Here is a 24,584-nt window from a genome sequence, read left to right as displayed (position 1 = left end):
CCGGCGGGCTCGGCGGGCTCGGCGGGCTCGGCGGGCGAGGGAGACGGCGAAGGGCGCGAGTGGCAGGATCACCGCCCACCCCTGGTCGCTTTTTGGGTGCTTTATCCTTCAAAGCGGCATATAGGAACTGAGAACGGCTGCTACGTGAACCCCGACTTCCTCGACCTGCTGGCGGACAGCCACCTGCGCCTCGTGGGCACCCCGCTGACGGGCCCCGAGACCGCGACGCGCTGGCTGCACGAGGACGCCCCCTTCGGCCTGCTCGCCCACGACGCGGCGGACGACCCCCGCTTCACCTACGCGAACGCCACCGCCCAGCGATGCTTCGAGTACGAGTGGGAGGAGTTCGTCGGCCTGCCCTCCCGGCTCTCGGCGGAGCCGGACCGCCGGGAGGACCGCCAACGGCTCCTGGACACCGTGCACCGGGACGGCTTCGCGACGGGCTACCGGGGACGGCGCATCGCCAGGTCCGGCCGCCGGTTCTGGATCGAGGACGTGACGATGTGGAACCTGGTGGACGGGGACGGCGTGCTCGTGGGCCAGGCGGCGACCTTCCTTCGATGGCGGGACGCCTGAAGCGCTTTCACCCTCGTCGGCCGGCGAGAGGGTAAAGCCGAGATTGCTTTATATTTCGTCCGCTTTGTGGCGATTGTCACTATTTTAGGATTGCATACGAGCATTACAACCTTCTATCCCAATCGGATTGAGGAGGCGTTGCAATGCGCGCAGCGCGTATGCACGGCTACAAGCAGCCGTTGCGGATCGACGACGTCCCGGTTCCCGAACCGGGTCCGGGCGAGGTGCTCATCAAGGTCCGGGCCACCGGGATATGCCGTAGCGACTTCCAGCTCACCGACGGCTACTTCCCGCTGGAGCTCGACTTCCCCTACATCCCCGGCCACGAGGTGGCAGGCGAGGTCGCTCAGCTGGGCGCGAACGTTCCCGCCTCGGCCGGCCTGTCGGAGGGGGACCCGGTGGTCATAAACCCCGCCTGGGGTGACGGAACCTGCCGGCAGTGTCACGAGGGCAACGAGCAGCTGTGCACGGGGAGCGGAGGATGGATCGGCTTCGGGCCACCCGGAGGCTTCGCCGAGTACGTCACGGCTCCCTGCCGCCACCTCATCCGCATCGATCCGAACGCGGGCATGGAGCCCCGGTACCTCGCGCCCCTGGTGGACGCCGGGCTGACCCCGTACCGGGGGATGAAGAAGATCCGCGACGTCGGAAGGCTGGGGCCGGGACGCACCGTGGTCGTCAGCGGCATCGGCGGGCTCGGGAGCTACGGCGTGCAGTACGCCCGGCTGCTCGGCGACGGGGCCACCGTGGTCGCCTTCGCCCGCGACGAGGACAAGCTCGCGGTGGCGAGGCAGAACGGCGCCGACCACACCGTCAACACCCGCGGCAAGACACCCGACCAGGTACGGGCCGACCTCATGGAGCTGACCGGCCGCGGCGAGATCGACGCCGCCCTGGACTGCTCGGGAGCCCCGCAGTCACTCGAACTCAACGCCGCGCTCCTGGCGGCCGAGGGAACCCTCGTGTCGGTGGGCCTGATGGGTCAGCACGTCGAGTTCCCGGTGTTCTCGTTCGTCTCCGGCGAGAGGACCTTCTCCGGGTCCTTCTGGGGCAACCACAACGACCTCACCGAGGTCCTCGCGCTCGCCGGCCAGGGCCGGATCAAGCACACCGTCACGCCGGTCGGGCTCGACGACATCAACGACGGGCTCGACGCGCTGGCCCGGGGCGACGCGATCGGGCGTCAGGTCGTCGTCTTCGACTGACACGTTCACGCACGTTCACCGGCACGTCCGGCCGACCGACGCGTCCGGCCGACCGGCACGTCCAGCCGACCGGCACGCGGTCGCGCGGCCCGGCGCTCCGGTCACCTCGGCTCCCCGAGGGCGGCGACCGGATCGCCGGTCGCGGACGGCGCGGCGGCCGGGGTGACCAGGGTGGCCGGGGTGGCCGGGGTGGCCGGGATGACCGGCTCCGGCCGGGATCCGTTCGGGGGCGGGGCCTGGAGCACCGCGACCCCGCGGCGGTACCGGCCGGGCGCCACGCCGAACTCCCGCTTGAAGGCGTTGCCGAAGGCGAACTCCGACCCGTACCCCACCCGCTCGGCCACCTCCGCCACCGACGCGTCGGACTCGCGCAGCATGCGCGCCCCGCTCGCCAGCCGCCACCAGGTCAGGTACGCCAGCGGCGGCTGCCCGACCAGGCCCGCGAAGCGGCGGGCGAAGCCGGCGCGCGACATGCCCGCGTGGGCGCCGAGCGACTCGACCGTCCAGCGGCGGGCCGGGTCGTGGTGGACGGCGTCGAGCGCGCGGCCGACGACGGGATCGGCCAGCGCGGCGGCCCAGCCCGACAGCGTGCAGGGCTCGTCCTGGGTGTCGAAGTAGGCCCGCAGGACGTACAGCTGCAGCATGTCGAGCAGGGACGACACGACGGCGTCGGTGCCGGGGCGCGGGGTGTCGATCTCGGCGGCCAGCAGCTCGACGGCGGCCCGCAGCTCCGGACGGCGGCCGAGCGTCGCGGGCAGGTGGATCAGGCCGGGCAGCGAGCCCAGGATCGGGTGGGTCCTGTCGAGGTCGAGCCGGTAGGCGCAGGACAGGATCACCGTCTCGGCCCCGGCGCCGTCGAAACCGGCCGAGGCGAACAGCTCGGCATGCGGGCCGCAGTCCGACTCGACCAGCGGCCTTGAGGGGTCGTCGGCCAGCCCGAACGGGTCGCCGCGCGGCAGGAACACCAGGTCGCCCACGCTCAGCGGGACGGGCTCGCCGTCGGAGGGAATGAGCCAGCAGGACCCGCGCAGCACCACCTGGAAGCCCGCGGACTCGGGCAGCGCGTGAAACGCCACCCCCCAGGGCGCCCGCCAGGAGACACGGGAGGAGGTGGGGCGCCCGCATCGCATGAAGGCCATGACGTCGCTCAGCATGTCCATGCGCCGAGTCTATGGCCTGAGACGCTGGCGTATAAATGGTAGACAGAAGCGCATTCACTATCTCATCGAGTCTCCCTACCGTGGTTCACGTAACCGAGCGAGGGAGATTGACATGTTGAAGGTGGGCATCATCCTGGGCAGCACCCGCCCCGGTCGCAACGGCGAGGCGGTGGCGCACTGGGTCCGCGACCTGGCGACCAAACGGGGTGACGCAGAGTACGAGCTCGTCGACCTCAAGGACTACGGCCTGGGCAACCTGGACGAGCCCGAGCACCCGGCCACCGGCGACTACCGGCACGAGCACACCAGGCGCTGGTCGGCCAAGATCTCGTCCCTGGACGCGTTCGTGATCGTGACCCCCGAGTACAACAGCTCCTACCCCGGCGCGCTCAAGAACGCCCTCGACTTCCTGTACGCGGAATGGAACAACAAGGTGGCCGGTTTCGTCGGCTACGGCGTGGACGGCGCGCCCCGGGCGATCTCGCACCTGCGGCACGTCCTGGGCATGCTCAGCGTGGCCGGCGTGTCGAACCAGGTCGGATTGTCGATCCACACCGACTTCGCGGACGGCTTCAAGCCCGCCGCCGTCCACGAGGACCGGCTGAACCTCGTCCTCGACCAGGTCCTCGCCTGGGGCTCCGCCCTGCGCCCGCTCAGGGCGTGAGCCTCGGAGCCTCCGGCTCGCCGGGGGCCGCCGTTCAGGGGCTCACTTGGATCCGAGCTTGGATTCGATCCGCCCCATGGGGGCGGCGCTCTCCGACAGGGCCCTCCGCGCCGCCGCCCAGCCGGCGTCCTCGATCCCCAGGGCGTGGCGAAGGTAGGCCCAGGTGACCCGCTGGATCAGGGCGACGCGCCCGGGGTTCTCGTCCGTCGTCTCGCGGGCCTCGTATCCGGCGATCCCGCCGAGCGAGTGTTCCGCCCCGAACAGGGTGAGCAGGCTCTTGTCACCCGGGCTCAGGAAGTACGGGTCGGCGAGCCACTCCGGCCCCCGGACCGACAGCGGCGAGTCGTCCCTGTCCCCGGCGACCACGAGGGCCGGCGTGGTCATGTTCGCGAAGTTCGGGTTCATGAACGGGAAGTGCTCGGCGGCGAACGGCGTCAGGTCTGCTCCCCCCTTCCCTGCCGTGGCGAGCAGCACGCCCGCCTTGATCCGCGAGTCGGCCAGGTCCTCCTCCTTCCCGGTCACCGGATCGAGGACACGCAGGCCCAGCAGGTTGCCCGCCGTCTGACCGCCGAAGGAGTGCCCGGCCGCGGCGACACGGCTGCGGTCGAGACGTCCGCCGAGACCGGGAACGGCGGCCTCCAGCAGGTCGAGCCGGTCGAGGACGAGCTTCATGTCCTCGACGCGAGAACGCCAGAGCCTCGGCGTGCGGGGGTCGTCCGGGGCGAGGCCCACCGTCCTGGAGTCGAGGTGGGTGGGCTGCGCCACCACGAAGCCGTGAGCGGCCCAGAAGTCGGCCAGCGGGCCGTAGCCGTCCGCCGACGAGCCGAAGCCGTGCGAGAAGACGATGATCGGCAGCTCCCGCCCGGTCACCGGCGCGGAGATCCTCACCCGCAGGTCCTCTCCACGCCCCGGCGCCTCAAGCACCACCGGCTTCACCGAGACGACGGGGACGGGAGCGGGGACGGGGACGGTCACGTCCGCGGCGGTCGTGTCTGATGCGGTCATAGGAAGATCCTCTTTCGCGTTTCCCGTCGGACAGGCTGGTCACGGTCTCGCTCCCCCGCTTCGTGCGGGGGTGTGAGCCGTCAGGGGATACGCTAAAACCTGACGTTGACGTCAGAGGCAAGTGATGTTGCCCAGCTCACATCGGGGAGACACGATGCGCATCGGCGAGCTCGCCGCCAGGGGAGGCGTCAGCGTGCGGGCGCTGCGCTACTACGAGGAGCAGAACCTGCTCGCCTCCGAACGCAGCCCCAGCGGCCAGCGGCACTACCCCGACAGCGCGGTCGACCGCGTCCGGCTGATCCAGCAGTTGTACGCCGCCGGGCTGCCGAGCAGGTCGATCGCCGATCTGCTGCCGTGTGTCGTGAACGGTGAGGCCACGCCGGAGCTGCTCGACGGGCTCTCGGCCGAACGGGATCGCATCGACGGCCAGATCGGCGAGCTGGTGAGCGTCCGGGACAGGCTGGACACCGTCATCGCCGCCGCCACCGCGAACTGGCGGACGGGTCAGAGCTGCCGCCCCCGGTAACCGGCGCACCGGCCGGAGCGGAGCCCGGTGTGCCGGTTACCGGGGGCCCGGCGCAAGCGGAGCTCCCGGCCCGAAGCGGCGGTTCAGTCGAGGATGTCGAGGATCTCGACGTACCCCTCGGTTCCGTGGACGCGGATCCGCTGCCCGTCCCGGATCAGCCGGGTGGCTCCCTCCACCCCCACGACGGCGGGCAGGCCGTACTCCCGGGCGATCACCGCCCCGTGCGTCATGAGGCCGCCCACCTCCGTCACCAGCCCGGCGACGGTGACGAACAGGGGGGTCCAGCTGGGGTCGGTGAAGGCGGTGACCAGGATGTCGCCCGCCTCGAGGTCGGCCCGCGCCATGTCCGTGACGACACGCGCCCGGCCCTCGACGGTCCCGGCCGAGACCGGCAGGCCGGCCAGCGCGCCGGGCGGGGCGTCGTCACGCCGGTAGCGGCCGGTGACGACCTCGCCGTCGGAGGTGAGGACCCGGGGCGGGGTGAGCGCCTCGTACGACCGGAACGCCTCCCGCCTCTCCAGGATGAGCCCGGCGTCCACCTCGCCGGTGCGCACGACCTCCCGCAACTCCTCGAAACGGAGGAAGAAGACGTCCTCCCTCTCGCGCAGGACGCCGGAGCGGACGAGGCGGTCGGCCTCCCGCAGCAACGCCTGCTTGTAGGCGAAGTAGCGGCTGACCATGCCGTACTTGGGATACTCCCGGTATCCGGCGAAGGCGCGGACGCGGTCGATCATCCGCTTGGTCTCCTCGGCCTTGCGCTCCCCCTCGGGCAGGGCGCGCAGTCGCGTCAGCACGTCCCGCTCCTTCCTCAGTGACTCCAGACGTCCCTGTTCGAAGCGCCGCTCGCCCGCGCCGGGCTCGAAGTTCCTGATGTTGCCGAGGATGGCGGGCACGAGCGTGGCGGGATGCTCGCTCCAGCGCGTTCTGGTGATGTCGATCTCGCCCGCGCAGCGCATGCCGTACTCGTCGAGGTAACTCCGGAGGGCGTCACGCGCCTCCGGCCCGCCGCTCAGCCCGGCCAGCTCGTCCAGGAAGCCGTCGCCCTCCCGGCCCTCGTCGGCGACGCGTCGCAGGAACGCCACGACGTCCGCGTGCGGCCGGATCGTGTCCGCGACGTCGAGGAGCGCGAGCCCCATCTCCGACGTGACGTTGTGGGGGACGGACTGCGTGAGCGCGTCGGCCGCGTTCCTCTCCCCCAGCCACTCCTCGAGGTGGTCGTTGAGCCACCAGGCCGCCTCCATCCCCGCCATGATCACCTGGTGGCTCCGCGGATCGAACAGGACGCGCCTCAGCTCCGCGAGGTCGGCCAGGACGAAGTCGAGCAGCTCCGGCCCGGACAGGGTCCGGATCTCGTTCCGCAGGGTGGCGACGGACTCCCGGCTGTACCGGATCAGCTCGGTGACGACGGCCGGGTCGGTCTCGATCGGGGCGGGCGGGTCACCGGCGGGCGCGGCGGCGGGCCCATCGCCCGGAAGATCCGGAGGGTCGGGAAGCGGGCGGACGAAGTCGCCGCGGTCGAGGACGCTCTGCAGCGCGTCCCGGATCAGCGGGTCGGACTTGCCCAGGGTCCCGAGGAGGTACGACCGGCCCGCGGGCGTCGCCAGGACGGGGGCGACGTCGACGAACAACCGCCCGCCCGCCTCGTGCATCGGCCGCGGGGTCGTCATCTGCCAGAAGGAGAGTCCCAGCGGCCTCATCGCGTCGGTCATCATCTGCTGGTGACCGACGGAGACGTAGAGGTGGTTGTCCTGGTCGCCGGTCTCGGGGACGGGGAACAGGGTGGTGATCGGCCGGCTCTGGACGATGTGGAAGTCGTCGCCGACCAGGCACCACTCGATGTCCTGGGGCCTGCCGAAGCGCGCCTCGATGCTCCGGCCCAGCCGTACCAGGCGCACGACCTGCGCGTCCGTCAGGGCCGGTCGCGTCTGCCGCTCCGATTCGACCGGCGCGTCCCGGATTCCGCCTTCCGGTGACGCCTGGACGGACCTCGGCTTGGTGGCGACCGCCGCGCTGACGACCTGGTCGTCGCGCACCGTGTAGACGTCCCCGGCGACAAGGCCGGAGACGAGCGCCTCACCGAGCCCCCAGACGGCCTCCACGGTGGCGGCCTTCCGGTTCGAGGTCACGGGATCCGCGGTGAAGAGGATCCCGGCCGCGTCCGGGAAGACCATCCGCTGCACGACCACGGCCATCCGCACCCCGCGGTGGTCGAAGCCGTTGCGGCGCCGGTAGGTCACCGCCCGCTCGGTGAACAGCGAGGCCCAGCACCTCCGGACGTGCCGGACGACCTCCGGCAGGCCCGCGATGTTCAGGTACGAGTCCTGCTGGCCAGCGAAGGACGCGGTCGGCAGGTCCTCGGCCGTCGCGCTGGAACGCACCGCGTAGGAGTCCCGCTCCCCGGGCCCCCGCTCCCCGAGCCCCCGCTCCCCGAGCCGGGCGAGCGATTCGCCGATCGCCGCCACGAGGTCGTCGGGAACGGCGACCTCCTCGATGGCGCGGCGGACCTCGGCGCTCAGGGTACGGATCGCCTCGCGGTCGTCCGGTTCCACGCGCGACAGCAGGTCGAGCCGGGCGTCGATCGACGGCGCCCCGGCCACGATCCGCCGGAAGGCCTCCGTCGTGACGCAGAAGCCGTCCGGCACGCGGACGCCGTCGATTCGCGAGAGCTCTCCCAGGTGCACCCCCTTTCCTCCGACGTCCGCGATGTTCGTCGAGTCGATCTCCTCGAAACCCAGCACGTAACCCAATTCCGTCGCCCCATCCTTCGTCGGGTCGGTTCGCAACGGGCAAGTATGGGGCACTTCTCGATGTCTCATGAGGCGCACGGATCTGGTACAAAATGAAAGTGGCGGGAGGTGGCGCGCGGCCCGGCCTCGCTCGTACCGGCCTCGCCCATGCCTGCCTCCCCGGCCGCCGTTCACACTCGCGGGCCGCTCCTCCGGATCACACGTCGAGGTCCCGTCACACGTCCCAGGTGACCGGCAGGCTCTTAACCCCGTAGACGTCCGCGATCTCCGGGCGCAGGGCGACCTCCTCCGCCGGTACGGCCAGACGCAGGGTGGGGAAGCGGTTGATCAGCGCGGGAAAGGCGACCCGCATCTCGACGCGGGCCAGCTGCTGGCCCAGGCACTGGTGGATGCCGTGGCCGAAGGCCAGGTGCCCGCCGTCCCGCCTGCGCAGGTCGAGCACGTGGGGGTCGGTGAAGCGCTCGGGGTCGCGGTTGGCGGTGCTGTAGGACAGGATGACCGTCGTACCGGCCTTTATGGTCCGGCCGCCCAGCTCGACGTCCTCCAGTGTCGTTCTCATGAGGGTCTTGACGACGCTGAGGTAGCGCAGCAGTTCCTCCACGGCCTGGTCGGTGAGCGTGGGATCGGCGCGCAGCGCCGCCAGCTGCTCCGGGTTGCGCAGCAGCGCGAAGGTGCCCAGCGCCAGCATGTTCGCGGTGGTGTCGAACCCGGCCGACAGCAGCACCAGGGCGATCCCCCGCAGCTCCTCGTCGGTCAGGTCGCTGTCGAGCAGGTCGCTGAGCACGTCGTCGGTGGGGTTGGCCCGCTTGGCGGCCACCAGCCCCGCGAGATACCGCTGGGTCGCGGTGTAGGCCGCCATCAGCTCCGCGTCGTCGGCCTCCCCGCCGAGGAACTTGTCGATGTTCTCCTGGAAGGAGCCCCGGTCCTCGTACGGCACGCCCAGCAGCTCGCAGATGACGATGGAGGGGATGGGCCTGGCGAACGCGGTCACCAGGTCCGCCGACGGTCCGGCCTCCTCCATGGCGTCCAGGTGCTCGGCGGTAATCTGCTCGACGCGCTCGGTGAGCAGCCGCATCCGCCGTACGGTGAACTTGCCCACCAGCGGCTTGCGGTAGCGGCCGTGCTGCGGCTCGTCCATGAGGAGGAACTCGCCGGGCGGCGCCGGAGGGACCTCGAAGTCGCCCATGTCGACGGTCGGGTGGTGGCGCATGAGCTCCTTGCGGGAGCTGAACCGCGGGTCGGCCAGGACCGCCCTGACCAGGTCGTATCCGGTGACCAGCCAGCCCTGGTGCCCGTCGGGGAAGGGGAAGCGGCTGATCGGGCCGTGCTCGCGCGCCTCGATCAGCTCCTCGGGCGGGTCGAAGGGACAGCCGGGCCGGCGCTCGGTCGGCATCGTCGTGACGGTGTGGAGGGATTCGTTCATGACCCTTTCCTCTTCTCGCGATATTACGTGTCAGGAACCATTCGGGAGCCGCGTCGAATTCGGAACTCCCGCCGGACAGGCCCGATCGACGCGACCCCGGCGGTCTCGCGGATCGGGGTCCCGCCCGCCGCGCTCCGCTCGAACAGGCCGGCGGGTCTCGGACGGGACCTTCTCCACGCCGACGAGACCGAGCCGCTCGATCCTGACGAGCAGCGCGCGGGGGGGAGGGTGCCGTCCCTTGTCGCCCGGAGGCTCGGACGGCGGTAACCGCCGGGCCACCGGCGGGGCCGGTCCCGCGACCACGTGATCGGCGGGACCCGGGCCGCGATCGCCGAGTCGTTCATGGCGGTCACTGTCGCCGCCCGCGCTGACACCGGGCCGTCGCCGTGCTGACACGGCCGCTGACACGGCCGCCGACACGACACAGCGGCCCCGGCCGCCGCCGGGACCTTCACCGGTCCGACGCGGTCGGGGCACGTTAGCGGAGTCGGGAAACCGGCGGGCAGCGGTCACCGCCGGGAGTGACCGTGACGGCGGACTCCCGCCGCCTCCCGAGCGCCGTTGAGGTCACCTCGGGCCGATCTCGCGACCGCCGCCCGTCACGCCGGTTCGACGGGCAGCCACAGCTCGCACGTCGCGGTGCTGAAGTCGTCCGCGCGCTCGAGGACCGCGACGATCGAGGGGCCCTGCCGCAGACGCCACGGGTTGGAGGGGAACCACTCGGTCGCGGTCGCGGCCCAGGTCGTCTGCAGGGCCTGCGGGTGCGGCCCCGCGGTGCGGAAGACCGCCCACATGCCCGCCGGTACCTCGATGGCGTCGAGGTCGTCGGGGACCGGCGTGTCCCGGGATACGGCGACCCCGTGCAGGTAGGTCAGCTCGCTCCCCTCCGCGCCGTCGGGGTCGAGGTCGTCGGAGACCTGCAGCAGGCCCCCCGGGTCGGTGTCGCCGATGGCCTTCAGCCGCAGATGCTCCTCCTGCGGCAGCGCGGTGACGTGCCGCTGGATGTGCGGGTTGACGCCCTGGTGGATGAGCGGAACGCGGGCCGCGTGTCCGACCAGCCGGAACGCGGGGCGGTCGACGAGGCGGGTGTCCATGGGGATGCTCCCTTCGACGGTCAGGCGGAACCTGAGCTGTGGTTGTGTGCGCAAGGGGCCTCCGTCGCGGCGCGCGTCACCGGGACCGCAGCCGTGGACCGCGCGGAACGCACGTCCGAACGCCTCGGTCGAGCCGTATCCGTACCGGACGGCGATGCCCAGCAGGTCGTCCTCGGCCCGGACGACGTCGGTGGCGGCGACGGTCATGCGGCGGCGGCGCACGTACTCCGACAGCGGCATGCCGGCCAGCGACGAGAACATCCGGCGCAGGTGGTACTCGGTCGTGCCGAGTTCCCTGGCCAGGCCGTGGACGTCGAGCTCCTCGGCGAGGTGCTTCTCCACGAGATCGACAAGCCGGTTGAGCGCCGAGATCACGAGGCCTCCTTTCGATGACAACCCTGCCGGAGGAACCCCGGCCGCACCCGACCGCCGCGATCCGATCCGATCAGGCGCCCGGACGGACGCGCACGCGTGCCCCCGCCCCGCGGTCGCGGCCCCGCCCGCCCGTTCCGAGCTGGATGAACGGTCTCAGCGTACTTTTTCGTTCCGCCTGCCCCCTGCCGGAGCGGCCTGGTTCCTCGCGGCCCTACCCGGGCCGGGCCACGCCGCCGGTGGCGTGCGCCGGCGTCGTGGCCCGCCCCCGCCGGCCGAGCAGGTGTTCGTGCAGGGCTCGGGCGGCGCGCACGAAGCCGCTCGTCCCCTTGCGGGCCGCCGCCTCCGCGACCGCGGGGACCGGGTCACACGCTCCGGCCCAGCGGGCGGCGTCGATCGCGAAGGAGAGCGCCTGGGTGTGCCCGGAATGCGGTCGCTCGTCCGGTCCTGGCAGGTAGACGGGCAGCAGCCCGGTCATGATCTCCCACACCTGCCGGTGCGCGCCCTGTCTCGCGCACTCCTCCAGCGCCGAGCGTACGGGGCCCGGCTTGGTCACGTCCCTGCGCAGGGACAGCCCGAGCTGCCGCCCGCACTCCACGGCGGGCAGGCAGCCGGCGGCGGCCGCGCCCAGCAGCAGCCGCCGGCCGCGCTCGGGCCAGGCGAACATGCTCAGCTCGGCCAGCTGGACGGCGATCAGCAGGGCCGTCGCCTCCCCCACCGGCCCGTCCTGGGAGAACAGCGCGGCCACGTACTGGTGGAAGTGGCCGGGCCGCTCCCAGATGCCGAGCAGGTACGGCAGCAGGTGCATGGCCACCGCCTCCCGGTCCGAGGGGAGCGTGAGCCGCCAGGACTCCATGTACACGCCGTCGCCCTCGCCCGTCCAGGGGCGCGGGTCCGACAGCAGCGCGTCGATCAGCGCCGATCCCGTCGGCTCCATCTGGATCCGGGGGTGCAGCCGGGGGGCGTGCTCGCCTTTCTGCCGGTCGTGCGTGTAGGCGCCGTTGGCATGTGCCCAGTCCACGCGCAGTCGCGGCTCCGGCCGGTCGGCCAGCCAGCGCGCCAGCGTGGCGCCCTCCCGCGAGGTCAGCTTCCCGGCACGGTCGATCACCTCCGGGTCCACCTCGCGCGGCAGCCGCAGCAGCGCCTGCCCCAGGTCGGCCGGGAGAGCCTGGACGCCCGCCCGCTCGTAGCCCTCCAGGCGGGCCACCAGCTCGGCGGGGTCGAGGCGGCCGGAGGTGAGGGTCGGGGTGGCCAGCAAATACGGCGGCAGCGTCCCGGCCTTCAGCGCGGCGTGGACCTCGGCGCAGCGCGCCAGCAGGGCGTGGTGCGGCGGTGAGACGTGACGCGGGTCCGGCAGCCGATCTCCCGGCGTCTCCTCCCGCTCCTCGTCGCGGCCTCTCCAGCTGCCCGACGACATGATCGACACGCCCAGGATCTCCGCTTCGAGCGGCGGCCCCTCCGTGAAGTGCTCCAGGTTGCCCAGCGGGGTGCCGTTCTTCCTGAGGCCCGCGGCGATGCTCTCCCTCAGCTCGGCGGGCAACCGGCCGAAGTCCACCTCGATGTCGCGCTCGCCGTCGCCCTCGGCGACGCGCACGCCGATGACGTGCCTGGCGTACTCGTAAGGGCGGTCGGGCTCGGGGACGGGCGGCTCCTGCCCGGGGTCGGCGGCCTCGCGCAGCAGCGCCTCGGTCCACTCCTCGAGGTGGACCCAGTGGCGCCGCTCGTAGATGCGGCCCCGGCCGGGGCGTGGCCGCTTGGACGGGTCGCGGACGAAGCCGTCGAGCCACCGTTCGAAGGTGACGACGTCGCCGACCTGGTTGTAGGTGGCGGTCAGATCCTCCAGCGCCGGCGGGAACGGCTCGCGGGCGAGCGGCTCGAACGGCGGCAACGGCACGGGCTCGAAGTCGTCGGCCGCCTCCGGCTCGGCCGCCACCACCACGCCGTAGTCCTGCGACAGCCGTGCCGCCAGCTCGGGGGGCAGCACGCTCGCCGCCTCGCGGACGGCCTCGGCCCCGGCGGGGGTGAAGCGCCGGGCGTGCTTGACGGCCAGGCCCACCGTGCGCTCGCGCACCTCGTAGGACTCGCACAGGAACGCCGAGGCGAGCGCCGCGGCCAGTTCGTCGAGGTCGCCGGGGTCGCCGGGGTCGCTGCCCGCGTCGCGTACGGCCCGGTCCAGGAGGGTCAGCCCGGCCCGTACCAGCTTGCCCTCGGGGCGGAACAGCAGCGCCGACACCGCCTCGCCGGCCTCCTCGCCGCTCAGCCCGCCCGCGCCGCGCAGCTGCCGCAGCGCCAGCTCGGCCACCGGTCCCGGCGCGGCGGGCAGCAGCCGCAGATAGTCGCGGGTGCGCTCGCCGCTCGGCGCCGGGGCGAGCATCTCGTGCAGGCGGGCGAAGAAACGCAGGTCGGTGGCGCTGCCACCGCGCAGCAACCGGCGCAGGCAGCCGTCGACCAGCGGCTCGGGAGCCAACCGGCCGGCCGCGACCTCGGCGCGCAGCGCTCCCAGCCAGGTGCGGCGACCGGTGTCCCACGAGGGCGGGTCGACGTTGTCCTCGCGCAGCGCCCGGCCCACGCCCTCGGCCTCGAACAGCCGGGGCACCAGGTGCCCGGCCAGCGGGTCGTGCTCCAGATCCGGCGGCTGGGACACCCAGGCGGTCGTGAGCGGGTCGTGCCCGGGCGGGACGGCGCCGGTGCGGCGCAGCAGTTCCAGGGCCAGCGGGATGCTGTCGTCCCTGGCCTGGGCCCGGTTGCCGCGCAGCCGCAGGGCCAGCCGTACGGCGAGGTCGGCCTGCCACTCCGGCGGTCGCGCGGCGATCACGCGCAGCAGCGGCCCGGAGTCGAGCGGCGGCCGCCAGCGGGTGAAGTCGCGACGGTAGAGCCAGGTCGCGACGGCCGCCGCCCCGCCGAGCGCGCCCGCGCCGGCGACCCGCACGGGCTCGATCCATTCCTCGCCGCCGGTCCACACGCCCCGGCGCCGGTCGTCTTCCTCGCTCACCTTCCTGGCGACGCCGATGTGGCCGGGCAGCTCGCGAGCCACCTCGCGGCGCCCGGTCTCGTCCAGGGCCAGTACGGCGTCCGCGACCAGGGCCGGGTCGCCGGCGGTGACGGCCGCGCGCACGCCCGGCCAGGCCCCGCTCACGGGGGGAGGTGTCGTCATGTCGCACACCGTAGAGATCGGCTCCGACAGAACCGGGCCTCACCTCCCCGTTCCCGGATCAGGTGTGTGCCCGGTCGGCACCGGCGCGCGTGGCCGCGGTCATGACGTGGCCTCCCCTTCCCGGACCGGGCCGCCGGGTCGTCGGCGACGGTCCGGCGGGATCTCGGCGATGGTCCTGCTCCTTCAGAGGCCGCGGGCGATGATGTCGCCCTGGGAGGTGGTGGCGCGGATGTCGGGTTCGACGGCGCCGTTGTTCCTGAGGGCGTTGCTGACGCGGCCGTGGCCGGTGCCGACCCCGACCCCGACGTCGCCGTCGCCGTCGCCGTCGCCGTCGATCGCGGTGAGACGGACGCCCGCGGCCTCATCGATCTTGATCTGGCGGTACGCGCCCTCGAAGGCGACGTCGCCGAGGCGGCCGCCTGGAGAACATCGCCCGCTTCCTCGACGTCAGGAGGCCAGGGAGCCCGCGCGGAACCGCAGGATGCCCTCGACGCCCTGCAGGAACGTCTCGCGGACCGCCGCCGGGTCGGCCAGGCAGCCCGCCACCATCGCGCCGTCCCGCAGCATGACGAAATGCCGGCCCGCGGGCTCGGGCGGCGTCTCCCCGGTTCGCGCGAGCAGGTCGACGACGGTGCGCAGGAACCACTCGCGGTGCGCGAGGACGGCCTTGTGCACGGGGTGCTCGGGGTTCGGATACTCCGCCACGGCGTTGAGGAAGGCGCATCCGCGAAACCCGGGCGACGCGATGTCCTCGGCGATCGCCCTGGCGACGGCTCGCACGATGTCGGCCGCCGGCAGGTCGCTGCCGAGGGCCTCGCCGACCCGGTCGCGGATGGCCTGGTCGGCTCCCCGCAGATACGCGACGACGAGCTCGTCCTTGCTGGGGAAGTGCCGGTACAGCGTCGCGCGGGTCACCTTCGCCTCCGCGACGATCCGGTCGATTCCCACGGAGTGGAGCCCCTCCGCGTAGAAGATCCGGGTGGCGGTTCCAAGCAGTCGCGCGCGTGCCTCGGACACCTGACCTCCAGTGTTCGTCGCCGTTACCGGGAGCTTAGCAGATAGAACGTTCGGTATCGACATGTCGGCGAGGTGCCGCAGCCCTCGCGGCGGTACCGGACCGCTATTCCGTCGCGCGCCCGGCCGAGGCGGCCGGGCCCCAGAAGGCGAGGTTGTGGTCGGCGGCGTAGTCGACCGGCCCGATCGCGTCCGGCTCCAGCGACTGGGTGTACGGGACGGGGGCGGTCCGGTCGAAGCGCTCCCAGCGGGGCAGCCCCTTCCCGTTGGGGTCGCCGGTCCGGGCGAAGTTGGTCCAGTAGGCGATCACCCGGTCCGACAGCCTCCGCTGGGCCGGGGTGAACGTGACCGCCTTCTCGGTGAACAGGTACGGCATGTCGCCCGCGTGGTAGGCGCCCCAGGGAAAGTCCGTCTTCAACGGCAGGAACATCGGGGCCCGGCGGTCGGCGAACTGGTAAGCGTACGTCGGCGCCTTCGCGCCGATCAGCCGGTTCTGCTCGAAGGTGGCCCTGGCCCACATGCGGTCGGTGAGCACGGCGGCCCACGCCAGCCCCGGGGAGCCGTACCGGGAGACCGGATACTCCGCGCGCACCTTCGCCGCGTCCCTGCCGAACGCGGTCCTCAGCAGCTCGCCGTACCGCTTGACGGTGACCGGCCTGCCCGCCACGTCGTGGAACAGCCCGACGAAGATCCGGTGCTCGTCGCGAGTCGCCCCGGAGATCACCGGAACCCGGTGGAAACGGCCCGCCCGCATCCGCGAGGCCGGTGACCCGGGCAGCGTCTCGCCTCCGTGGGCGTACGTCTGGAACATGTTCATGATCTGCGGCACCTCGAGGATCCTCTCCACCGGCAGGGCCCGCAGGCAGCGGAGGTCCTTACAGCCAAGCCGTGGGGCCACGTGCGTCCCCATCTGCTCGACCTCCGCGACCGTGCGCCAGGCGTAGGAGGGGTAGGCGGGGACGCCCTCGCCCATGCTGCCGGCGAGCATGTCCATCATGCCCTCGCCGCTCTGCATGACGGCTCGGTCGAACAGCCCTTCGCCGCCCGGCGAGGTCAGGTGCCCGCTGATGCTCAGCGCGCCCCACGAGACACCGAACACCGTCACGTTCGCCGGGTCCCCGCCGAAGGCGGCGGCGTTGCGGCGGACCCAGCGCAGCGCCGCCTGCTGGTCCTGCAGGCCGTACGTGCCCGACCCCCCGAGTCCCGGGTACCCGAATCCCCCGAACACCCCGAGCCGGTAGTTGATCGTGACCACCACCACGTCCCCACGGGTGGCGATCCGGCGCACGTCGCCGAGGTCGCCGGAGCCCAGGGCCCCGTCCCCGTGGATCCACACCATCACCGGCCGGTTCCTCCCCGGCGTGCGTGGCGCCGTCACGTTGAGGAACAGGCAGTCCTCGTCGGAGCCGGTCACCTTCGCGTAGTCGCTTCCCACCTGCGGGCACACGCTGCCCGGTTCGGTGGCCCGCCTGATCCCGGTCCAGGGTCTCACCGGCGCGGGCGAGCTCCAGCGCAGCTCCCCCACCGGCGGGGCCGCGTAGGGAATCCCCTGGAAGATCCGGTGCTCCCCCGTCGCCGTTCCCCGTACGGCTCCCGCGTCCGTGCGGACCACGCTCTCGTCGCTCCTGTCCGGCGCCGGCCCCGCGGGCACGCCCGTGCACGCCGGCACCAGCACCGTCGCCGCCATCGCGGCACTCGTCGTCATCCGTCTCATGCCCTCCACGCTGTCAGCGGACGGGCCGCTCCAGCAGATCCATCGATCCCGAACGCCCCGGGACAAATGTCCTTCCCGAGCGCCCCGGGAGCCGGAGAGGGCCGCCTGTCCAGGGGGCGCACCCTGTCGAAAACGGACACGAACTCCAGGGTTACCGACAGGAGCGTGCTCGGTCGTGGTCCGCGCCGGCGACCGTGCCGTAGATCTGGTGCGAGCAAGCAAGGCCACGCGGCCACCGGCACTGGAGGGTACGCGCGGCGCGAACGCGCGTCACCGGCGTTCGGAACGGAAAGCGCACACGAGTGCGAGTCGAAGAGAACTCCGTAAGCGACAGAAGGGAACCGACATGCGTACCTGGCGGAAACTGTCGAGGCTCGCGGCCTCGGCCACGATGGCCGGATGCCTCGCGCTGGCCGGAACCTCGGCGGCGGTCGCCGAGGCGACCCCGGCACAGGGGAAGGCCGCGCTCACCTGCGGCGCCGGCGTGTTCCTCGACGGCATCCGGGCCCTCGCGGTCACCGAGAGCGGCCGCGACGAGGTGTTCCTCACGAGCAACGGCGTGAAGATCTGGCCGGCCGGCTCGGCCTACGTCTCGATGGCCGTCAACCAGCGGGTCGAGGTCGACAAGTGCGTCCCCAACGGCGCCCAGCTCCGCCTCGTCGAGGTCGACGACCTCGACCCCGACGACGTCATCGGAGGCCAGACCATCAACGGGGACGTGACCCGGGACTACGAGTTCTGCTGCGGCGACGGCGGCCGGTACCGGATCGGTGCCGTCGCCTGATCCGCCGTTCCCGCGCGGCACCGCCCCCGGCCTTCCTCAGCCGGCCGGGCGCGGTGCCGCGCTCCCGCGGTGTTCCGGAAAGGCCCCGGGGCGAGCCCCGAGGGCGGATCGCCGGTGGCCGTGCCCCGGACGCGCCGGGGAGCCGGCGGCGGATCGCGCTCAGCCTCGGCCGACGGGAGTGGTGCCGAACATCAGGGTGCGCCGCCGGACGTCGTAGAAGACGGTCCCGGCGCTGGAAAGCAGTTCCTGGAGATTGTCGGCGTCGTCGGGGTCCAGCGTCAGGACCTCCTCCCAGGCGCCCTGGTCCAGGACGAGTTGCAGGGTGTAGGCACCGGGCCGGCCCGGCTCACCGGCGACCCAGCTGAACTGGTAGTGGCTGAGCTGGCGAACGACGATGCTGTCGTCGGTGACGGGCTGCTTGGGCACGTTGGCCATGGGCTTCTCCTGGGATCGTCGTTCACTGGACGGTGGCGGTCAGGCTCCGGCGCGACGACGGCGCCGATCGGCGCGGCCCCCGCGCGGCCGGACTGCCCACCGGACAGATGCCCGCTCACCTCGCCGTCACTCCGCGTGGTGACGCAACTCCCCTTCAAGATCTTCTTGTTCCGCTTTGCCGGCCCTTGGAACCCGGCGGAGCCGGTCGGCCCCCGGCGGGGATCCGTCACCGCGTGTCGCGCATCCCGAGGATGTACGTCGCGGTGAGCGCGACGCCGCGGTCCTCGTCGCGCGACAGATCCGCGAGGGCGCGTGACGCCGTGGTTCCCGGGATGTCCGCGAGCGCCTGCGTCAGTCGCCGGCGCGCGGGCGAATCGACGGTGTCGCGGGCGAGGCGATCGACGAGCTCGGCGGCGATCCGGTCCGCCGACGCGGAACGGTCCGCCAGCGCGCCCAGCGCGTCGGCCGCGTCGACGTCGTTCGCCCCCTCGACGACCATGTCGACGAGCGTCGGGACCGCGTCGGCCCCTCCGCGCCCCCCGAGCGCCAGGGCCGCGTACCTGCGGACCACGAGGTCGGGGTGCGCGAGGGCGCCGCGCAGCAGCGCGGTCGCCTCGCCGTCCGGGATCTCGGCGATGGACCGGACGGCGCGTTCGCGCACCTCGGCCGCCGGTGAGCCGAGGCCCTCCGCCAGCAGCGCCAGCCCGTCGTCGCCCGACCGCGCCAGGGCCCATCGAAGGGCTCCGGCGACGTGCGGGTCCGTCTCGCTCAGCGCCGCCTCGACCAGCGCCTCCACCGGCATCGAGACCTCCTCTCCCGAGGACAGGGCCGCGCTCTGGCGCCTCCCCGCGCTCTTCGAGCCCAGCGCCTGCAGGAGCGCGACGACCTGGAGGACGTCCTCCCAGCCCGCGGGTTCCGCGGCGCCGATCCGGCGGAGCCGCGTGAGCAGCTCCGTCTCGGCCGCGATGCGTTCCCGCGCCTGGCGGATGAGGTCGTCGACGAGCGCCGAGGGCGCGAAGCCGGGGTCGTCGAGCGCGCGCCCGACCTCGCGCAGCGACAGCCCCAGTGACCTCAGGCTCTCGATATGGAAGATGCGCCGGATGTCCTCCTCGGAGTACTCCCGGTAGCCGGCGACGGTACGGCCCGTCGGGCGCACCAGGCCGAGCGAGTCGTAGTGCCTGAGCATGCGGGCGCTGACCCCGGACCGTCGTGCCACATCACCGATCAACACTGCCCGTCACTCCTCCCGGCCGCTCCCTCCGAGGGCCACGACGCGCTTCGCCTCCTCGATCGCGAACTCGAATCCGGCGTCCGGGTCGCGCAGCAACCGTTCGGTGGCGATCGCGTGCGCGCGCACGCGCGGGTCCGGAGCCGTCGTCGCGGCGCGCAGAGCCGGGGAGATCACCTCACCGAGCGCGACCAGCGCCCGGCTGAGGCTCAACCGCGTCTCGCGTCCACCACGCCCGAGCTGTGTCGACAATACTGCGGCCAGCCGCGGCTCCTCGCCCTCGGGCACGAGCACGACCGCCGCCCGCCAGGCGCTCCGCGCCACCTCCTCGTCGGCGTCGGTCAGCAGCGCCCGCGTGATCGCCGGCCACACCCGCCGGTCCTTGATCTTGGACAGCGTGTGCAGCGCCTGGCTCCGGGCCTGCGCGCGCTCCGAGCGGACCTCGTCGAGAAGCCTCGGGACCGTCAGCGGCGCCGGGTGGCGGGTGAGCGCCCACGTGAGCATGTCGCGTACGTAGAATTCGGGCTCGATCGCGCACCGTTCGACGAGCTTGCCGACGAAGCGCGGGTCGGGGGTCGTGCCGGCCGCCAGCGCCGCCCGCAGCCGCACCGACGGGCGGCCGTCCTCCAGCCCCCGGAAAGCCCGGGTCACACCCTCGTCCTGTTCCGACATTTCTGACATTTCCGACATGGTCATCGGGACCACCTCCTTGACCCCAGTGAAGGCCTTGTCACAGTGTCAAGGTCAAGCGAGATCACCGGGCCCCCTCCGCCCGCCGGGTCCGGCGGGGGTGAAAGCCTCGGATCCCACGGCGGCCGCGGCCGTCACCGCGACGAAGGGAAGACATGGACATCATCGGAATGATCGACAAGGTTCGCGACTCCGCCACCGTCAGCCGCGTGTTCGGCGAGCCGATCACGCAGGACGGGGTCACCGTCATCCCCGTGGCCCGCGTCGGCGGGGGCGGCGGAGGCGGCGGCGGCAGGCAGGAGGGCGGCGAGAACCCGGCCGAGGGTTCCGGCGGCGGGTTCGGCGCGGGCGCGGTCCCGGCGGGGGTCTACGTCATCAAGGACGGCGAGGTCCGCTGGCAGCCCGCGATCGACTACAACAGGATCATCCTGGGCGGGCAGGTCGTGGCCGTCGTCGCGCTGCTCACCCTGCGCGCGTTCGCGCGCAGGCGCGCCCGCCGTTCATGATCACCGATTCGCCGGCGCCCCTCGCCCGGCGACGCGCCCGCACCGGAGACCGACGGGCATCGAATTCGCCGGCGCCCCCCCGTCCTGCGACGCGCCCGCGCCGGAGACCGACGGGGATCGAACCTGGCGGCCCGGCCCGGCGCCCCATGATCGTTCGGGAGGGCCGGGCCTGCCCGGCGAGCGGCTCGGGCCGTCGCCGTGGTTCGGCACAATGACTGGTGTGCGAGTTGAACTGCTCGGGCCGTTCGGGGTCCGGAACGCCGACGGGGCCGTGGTCGAGGTTCCCGGTACCCGGCTGCGCGCGCTGCTGGCCGCGCTCGCCCTCGAACCCGGCCGGAGCGTCTCACGCGGGAGGCTGGTGGACTGGATCTGGGGGCGGCGGCCGCCCGCGGACGAGGTGAACGCCCTGCAGGCGCTGGTGTCCAGGCTCCGCAGGGTGCTGCCGGACGGTGCGATCGAGGCGGATTCGGGCGGCTACCGGCTGGCCGTGGCTCCCGACGCCGTGGACGTGTGCCGGTTCGAGCGCCTGGTCGCCCAGGCTCGCGCCGCCGAGCCCGCGGCGCGGGCGGAGCTGCTGCGCTCGGCCCTGGCGCTGTGGCGCGGCACGGCCATGGCGGACATCGCGCTGCGCGACAGCGACGTGTTCGACGCCGCCGTCGCGCGCCTGGACGACCTCCACGTCGCCGCGCTCGGGGACCGGGTGGACGCCGACATCCGCCTCGGCCGTGGCTCGGAGCTCGTCTCCGAGCTGACCGGGCTGGTCGCCACGCATCCGCTTCGGGAGGGGTTCGTGGCGGCCCTGATGCGGGCGCTCGCCGAGGCGGGGCGCGGGACCGAGGCGCTGACCGTCTACCAGCGGACGCGAGAGCGGCTCGCCGAGGAGCTGGGCGCCGACCCGTCGGCCGAGCTCTCCGCGCTGCACACCGCGTTGCTGCGGGGCGAGCTGGGCGAGCGGGCGGAGAACCGCCGGACGAACCTGCGCGCCGAGCTGACGAGTTTCGTCGGCAAGGACGACGACGTCTCCACTGTCGCCGCCCTGGCTGCCGACCACCGGCTGGTCACCTTGACGGGGCCGGGCGGCTCGGGAAAGACGAGGCTGGCCACCGAGACCGCGCGGGCGATGCTCGCCGGGCTGCCCGACGGGGCGTGGCTGGTCGAGCTGGCCTCGGTACGGGCGGGCGATGACCTGGCGCGGGCCGCCCTCACCGCGATCGGCCTGCGTGAGCAGGCGTTGCTCGGCGGCGCGCGGGGCGGGAAACCGATGGACCGGCTCGTCGCCGCGGTCCGGGAGCGCGCGATCCTGCTGATCCTGGACAACTGCGAGCACGTGATCGAGGCGGCCGCGGCCTTCGCGGACCGGCTGCTGGGAGAGTGCCGGAGCCTGCGCGTCCTGGCCACGAGCAGGGAACCGCTCGGCATCACCGGGGAGGTGCTGTGGCAGGTCGAGCCGCTCGCGCTGCCCGCGAAGGAGGCGCCCCCCTCCGTGACCGGGTCCTCCCCCGCGGTGCGGCTGCTGCGCGACCGCGCGGACCTGGTGCGCAAGGACATCGGCTCCGACGCGCACACCCTGTCGGCGATGGCGGGGATCTGCCGGGCGCTCGACGGGATGCCGCTCGCGATCGAGCTGGCCGCGGCACGGCTGCGCACCATGTCCGTCGACCAGCTGGCACGCCGGCTCGACGACCGGTTCCGCCTGCTGACCGGCGGCAGCCGTACGGCGCTCCCCCGGCACAAGACGTTGCGCGCGGTCGTGGACTGGAGCTGGGACCTGCTGACCGAGGCCGAGCGGAGCGTGCTGCGGCGGCTGTCGGTGTTCTCCGGCGGGGCGAGCCTGGAGGCGGCCGAACGGGTGTGCGGGAACGAGGCGTCCGCCGGGGAGCAGACGCTCGACGTGCTGACCGCGTTGATCGAGAAGTCGCTGCTGATCGCCGACGGCGAGGGCGCGCCTCGCTACCGGATGCTCAACACCATCAAGGAGTACGCGGCGTACCGGCTCGCCGAGGCCGGGGAGGGCGAGCGGGCGCGCCGGGCGCACCTGGCCTACTTCATCGAGCTGGCCGAGACGGCCGACCCGCACCTGCGCCGGGCCGAGCAGATGGAGTGGCTGTCCACGCTCGACGCCGAGAAGGACAACATCGACGCGGGCCTGCGCGGGGCGATCGCCGAGGGATGGGCACAGGAGGCGATGCGGCTGGTCGGGGCCGTGGGCTGGTACTGGTTCCTCGTCGGGTACCGGGCCAAGGGCACCGAGCTGAGCGTCGCGGCGGCCTCGCTGCCCGGTGAGGTGTCCGACGAGGTGCGGGCGATGGCGTACACCGTCGTGACGATATTCATGACCTCCGGGGTCGGCGACCAGTACCAGGCACGGGAGTGGATCGACAAGGCGCACCGGCTCACCCGGCGCGGCGAGTACCGCAACCCGCTGCTCGGGTTCGTCGGGCCGCTGGAGCGGATGCTGCGGGAGCCGACGGACTTCCTGCCCGCGTTCGAGCCGCTCATCGCCGACGGCGACCCGTGGGTGCGCGCGCAGGCCAGGCTCACCCGTGGCCGGTTGCGGCTCACGCTCGGCGGCGACGCGACCGACGTGGACGCCGACACCGAGATCGCCCTCGCCGAGTTCCGCACGCTGGGCGACCGGTGGGGGATCTCGATGGCGCTCACCTTCCTGGCCGACCGGCTCGCCATGCGCGGCGAGCTCGCACGCGCGTGCGAGCACCACGAGGAGGCGGTCGCGGCGCTGGTCGAGGTGGGCGCGGCCGAGGACGTGGTCGGCCTGCGGGCGCGGCAGGCCCAGCTGTACTGGCTGCTCGGCGACGAGCGGTCCAGCGCCGCCGCCATGGCGGAGGCGCAGCGGTGCGCGGGCGGGATCACCTGGCTGGACGCGCTCGCCGAACTGGCGCTGTCGAAGGCGCAGCTGGCGCGCTGGCGCGGCGAGCCGGACGAGGCACGCCGGCACCTGGCCGCCGCGCGGGCCGAACGCGCCGACTCCGTCCAGGCCAGGACCCTGGACCTGTACGGCTACCTCACCGAGGATCTCGACGAGGTCCGCGCGTACCGGACCGAGGCGTTCCGCGCGGTCGTGGAGTACGCCTATCCGCCGCTGATCGCCGAGGTGCTGATCGGGATCGCGGACCTCGCGCTGCGCCGGGGACAGTACGAACAGGCCGCGCGACTGCTCGCGGCGAGCGACGGCGTGCGCGGTACGCCCGATCGTTCGCACCCGGACGTCCCCAGGATCGCCACCGGCGCGATGGACCGCCTCGGTGAGACCGTGTTCGCCGAGGAGACCCGCGCCGGCCGGCGGCGGGACTGGCGCGAGCTGGCCGAGATCACGCTCGCGTCGTGAACGCCGGGCGCGCCCACGGGTAACCGATCGGCGTGAGTCCGCGTGGTCTCGTCCAGGCTCACCGGGCTCGTCCGGGTTCGTCCGGGAAGCTGGTCCGCGGCCGGCCGGGCGGCGCCGTGGCGAGGTCCTGCGTGCGGCGCGTGCCTCCGGGGCAGGACGGCGCCGCTTCGGCCGGGCCGGACCGGCCGGGCGACCCGCGGGCGCTTCGCCCGCCCCCGCCCCGGGTGGTCGCAGGAGATCCACCGCCATCGGCGGGTCTCCCCCCCGCCGATGAGTACGACCTCGCTCCCGCACGCCTTGCGCGGCCCCCGGGCCACGGTCGCCCGTTCCTCGATCCCGACGGCCGATGCGGCGATCTTTATGATCCTTTAACATGGAGTGGTCTAAAGTACTAGCAAGCTAGATAAATGGAGAAACCAGTGATCGAGTTCCATCTGGACGGCAGATCGGGGATCTCGCCGTACCTGCAGCTCGTCCAGCAGGTACGGCAGGCGCTGCGGCTCGGCCTGCTGCGCGAGGGCGACCAGCTGCCGACCGTCAAGGAGGTCGTGGCGCAACTGGCGATCAACCCCAACACCGTTCTCAAGGCCTACCGGGAACTCGAGCACGAGGGCCTGGCGGCGGCCCGGCCGGGCGTGGGGACGTTCGTGACGAAGACGCTGGCCGACGCCTCGCTGGCCGCGCACGGCCCGCTGCGCCAGGACCTGCGGCGCTGGCTGGCCAAGGCCCGCCGGGCCGGCCTCGACGACGAGAGCATCGAGGCGCTGTTCATGACCACCTTTCGGACCACCTCTCAGGAGGACATAGCGTGACTCCCGTCCTACACGCCCAGGCACTGGGCAAGAGGTACGGCAAGCGCTGGGCGCTGCGTGAGTGCACCATCGACATCCCGGCGGGCCACGTCGTCGGGTTGGTGGGTCCCAACGGAGCCGGCAAGACGA

General features: G+C 72.9%; 19 protein-coding genes and 1 pseudogene. 9 read left to right on the top strand and 11 right to left on the bottom strand.

Annotated features, from left to right (window positions below; all coding sequences use genetic code 11):
• Positions 1-144: 144 nt before the first annotated feature.
• Positions 145-576 carry an MEKHLA domain-containing protein gene (locus ACFYWM_RS39125; RefSeq protein ID WP_389925112.1) on the top strand — a complete coding sequence of 144 codons (432 nt, stop codon included), beginning with the start codon at positions 145-147 and terminating at the stop codon, positions 574-576.
• A 143-nt stretch (positions 577-719) separates the two neighbouring features.
• Entirely contained in the window at positions 720-1,781 is a 1,062-nt protein-coding gene (locus ACFYWM_RS39120) for an NAD(P)-dependent alcohol dehydrogenase (protein ID WP_389925110.1), read from the top strand.
• Between the two features lie 101 nt (positions 1,782-1,882).
• Here ACFYWM_RS39120 and ACFYWM_RS39115 read toward each other — a convergent pair whose 3' ends face one another.
• The gene (locus tag ACFYWM_RS39115) at positions 1,883-2,941 is read right to left on the bottom strand and encodes an AraC family transcriptional regulator (protein WP_389925107.1); all 1,059 of its coding nucleotides are present in this window, start codon (positions 2,939-2,941) and stop codon (positions 1,883-1,885) included.
• Positions 2,942-3,053: 112 nt separating this feature from the next.
• Here ACFYWM_RS39115 and ACFYWM_RS39110 point away from each other — a divergent pair, with 112 nt between their 5' ends.
• Positions 3,054-3,605, top strand: a complete 552-nt coding sequence (locus ACFYWM_RS39110) for an NADPH-dependent FMN reductase (RefSeq protein ID WP_389925104.1) — start codon at positions 3,054-3,056, stop codon at positions 3,603-3,605.
• Between the two features lie 42 nt (positions 3,606-3,647).
• On the opposite strand, the gene ACFYWM_RS39105 is transcribed toward ACFYWM_RS39110, so the two are convergent.
• A complete protein-coding gene (locus tag ACFYWM_RS39105; protein ID WP_389925102.1) occupies positions 3,648-4,610 on the bottom strand; it encodes an alpha/beta hydrolase family protein in 963 nt (320 codons plus the stop codon).
• 154 nt (positions 4,611-4,764) lie between these two features.
• On the opposite strand from ACFYWM_RS39105, the gene ACFYWM_RS39100 reads away from it, so the two are divergent.
• On the top strand, positions 4,765-5,136 hold the full coding sequence (locus ACFYWM_RS39100) for a MerR family transcriptional regulator (protein WP_389925099.1): 372 nt from the start codon (positions 4,765-4,767) through the stop codon (positions 5,134-5,136).
• Positions 5,137-5,219: 83 nt separating this feature from the next.
• Here the strand turns inward: ACFYWM_RS39100 and rph are convergent, their stop codons facing one another.
• The 6 genes from rph to ACFYWM_RS39070 all read right to left on the bottom strand — a co-directional run bounded on the left by rph (position 5,220) and on the right by ACFYWM_RS39070 (position 16,654).
• Positions 5,220-7,919, bottom strand: a complete 2,700-nt coding sequence (rph, locus tag ACFYWM_RS39095; RefSeq protein WP_389925096.1) for a rifamycin-inactivating phosphotransferase — start codon at positions 7,917-7,919, stop codon at positions 5,220-5,222.
• A 178-nt stretch (positions 7,920-8,097) separates the two neighbouring features.
• Positions 8,098-9,306 (bottom strand): cytochrome P450, encoded by a 1,209-nt coding sequence (locus ACFYWM_RS39090; RefSeq protein WP_389925093.1) that lies wholly within the window; start codon positions 9,304-9,306, stop codon positions 8,098-8,100.
• 599 nt (positions 9,307-9,905) lie between these two features.
• Positions 9,906-10,775, bottom strand: a complete 870-nt coding sequence (locus ACFYWM_RS39085; protein ID WP_389925090.1) for a GyrI-like domain-containing protein — start codon at positions 10,773-10,775, stop codon at positions 9,906-9,908.
• 211 nt (positions 10,776-10,986) lie between these two features.
• Positions 10,987-13,926 carry a hypothetical protein gene (locus tag ACFYWM_RS39080; protein WP_389925087.1) on the bottom strand — a complete coding sequence of 980 codons (2,940 nt, stop codon included), beginning with the start codon at positions 13,924-13,926 and terminating at the stop codon, positions 10,987-10,989.
• Between the two features lie 447 nt (positions 13,927-14,373).
• On the bottom strand, positions 14,374-14,943 hold the full coding sequence (locus tag ACFYWM_RS39075; protein ID WP_389925084.1) for a TetR/AcrR family transcriptional regulator: 570 nt from the start codon (positions 14,941-14,943) through the stop codon (positions 14,374-14,376).
• Positions 14,944-15,046: 103 nt separating this feature from the next.
• Complete coding sequence (locus ACFYWM_RS39070) at positions 15,047-16,654, bottom strand: carboxylesterase/lipase family protein (protein ID WP_389925081.1); 1,608 nt, start codon at positions 16,652-16,654, stop codon at positions 15,047-15,049.
• A 346-nt stretch (positions 16,655-17,000) separates the two neighbouring features.
• On the opposite strand from ACFYWM_RS39070, the gene ACFYWM_RS39065 reads away from it, so the two are divergent.
• Positions 17,001-17,438 (top strand): hypothetical protein, encoded by a 438-nt coding sequence (locus tag ACFYWM_RS39065; RefSeq protein WP_389925079.1) that lies wholly within the window; start codon positions 17,001-17,003, stop codon positions 17,436-17,438.
• Between the two features lie 159 nt (positions 17,439-17,597).
• On the opposite strand, the gene ACFYWM_RS39060 is transcribed toward ACFYWM_RS39065, so the two are convergent.
• From ACFYWM_RS39060 to ACFYWM_RS39050, 3 genes are all read right to left on the bottom strand, one after another.
• The gene (locus tag ACFYWM_RS39060; RefSeq protein WP_389925076.1) at positions 17,598-17,873 is read right to left on the bottom strand and encodes a hypothetical protein; all 276 of its coding nucleotides are present in this window, start codon (positions 17,871-17,873) and stop codon (positions 17,598-17,600) included.
• A gap of 226 nt (positions 17,874-18,099) precedes the next feature.
• Complete coding sequence (locus ACFYWM_RS39055; RefSeq protein WP_389925073.1) at positions 18,100-19,104, bottom strand: HEAT repeat domain-containing protein; 1,005 nt, start codon at positions 19,102-19,104, stop codon at positions 18,100-18,102.
• A 6-nt stretch (positions 19,105-19,110) separates the two neighbouring features.
• Positions 19,111-19,773, bottom strand: coding sequence for a HEAT repeat domain-containing protein (locus ACFYWM_RS39050; protein ID WP_389925241.1), 663 nt, complete (start codon positions 19,771-19,773; stop codon positions 19,111-19,113).
• 173 nt (positions 19,774-19,946) lie between these two features.
• On the opposite strand from ACFYWM_RS39050, the gene ACFYWM_RS39045 reads away from it, so the two are divergent.
• The 4 genes and pseudogenes from ACFYWM_RS39045 to ACFYWM_RS39030 all read left to right on the top strand — a co-directional run.
• The gene (locus ACFYWM_RS39045) at positions 19,947-20,297 is read left to right on the top strand and encodes a spore germination protein GerW family protein (protein WP_389925070.1); all 351 of its coding nucleotides are present in this window, start codon (positions 19,947-19,949) and stop codon (positions 20,295-20,297) included.
• Between the two features lie 211 nt (positions 20,298-20,508).
• A complete protein-coding gene (locus ACFYWM_RS39040; protein ID WP_389925067.1) occupies positions 20,509-23,643 on the top strand; it encodes a BTAD domain-containing putative transcriptional regulator in 3,135 nt (1,044 codons plus the stop codon).
• 419 nt (positions 23,644-24,062) lie between these two features.
• The gene (locus tag ACFYWM_RS39035) at positions 24,063-24,455 is read left to right on the top strand and encodes a GntR family transcriptional regulator (protein WP_389925064.1); all 393 of its coding nucleotides are present in this window, start codon (positions 24,063-24,065) and stop codon (positions 24,453-24,455) included.
• Positions 24,452-24,584: pseudogene (locus ACFYWM_RS39030) on the top strand (ABC transporter ATP-binding protein); the annotation flags it as partial. The gene ACFYWM_RS39035 and the pseudogene ACFYWM_RS39030, both read left to right, overlap by 4 nt.

Origin of the sequence: Streptosporangium sp. NPDC002721, from assembly GCF_042888905.1 — a bacterium.
In the GTDB taxonomy this organism is placed as follows: domain Bacteria; phylum Actinomycetota; class Actinomycetes; order Streptosporangiales; family Streptosporangiaceae; genus Streptosporangium.
Note: the sequence above shows the minus strand (reverse complement) of the source record. Positions and strands in the feature narration are given on the sequence as shown.